Here is a 522-nt window from a genome sequence, read left to right on the forward strand (position 1 = left end):
CCGACGCGGATGCGGATGCCGACGCGGATGCAGATTCTGATGCAGATTCTGACGCCGATGCCGATGCGGATGCGGATGCCGACGCGGATGCGGATGCCGATGCGGACGCAGATGCGGATGCCGACTCGGACGCAGATGCCGACTCGGACGCGGATGCCGATGCGGATGCCGACGCGGATGCGGATGCGGACGCAGATGCGGATGCCGACTCGGACGCAGATGCCGACTCGGACGCGGATGCCGATGCGGATGCAGACGCCGATGCCGATGCTGACGCCGACGCGGATGCCGACGCAGACGCTGATGCGGACGCCGATGCCGACGCTGATGCGGATGCCGACTCGGACGCGGATGCCGATTCTGATGCAGATTCTGACGCCGATGCCGACTCGGATGCCGATGCCGATGCTGACTCTGATGCGGACGCAGATGCAGATGCCGATGCAGATTCTGACGCAGATGCCGACGCGGACGCCGATGCCGATGCGGATGCAGATGCAGATGCAGATGCAGATGCAGATG

At 64.9% G+C, this 522-nt stretch carries 1 protein-coding gene; it reads left to right on the plus strand.

Annotated features, from left to right (window positions below; genetic code table 11):
• A partial coding sequence (locus KCR01S_RS23675) for a hypothetical protein (protein WP_176573072.1) occupies window positions 1-522 on the plus strand: 522 nt, incomplete at both ends.

The organism is Kluyvera cryocrescens NBRC 102467 (genome assembly GCF_001571285.1).
GTDB lineage: Bacteria > Pseudomonadota > Gammaproteobacteria > Enterobacterales > Enterobacteriaceae > Kluyvera > Kluyvera cryocrescens.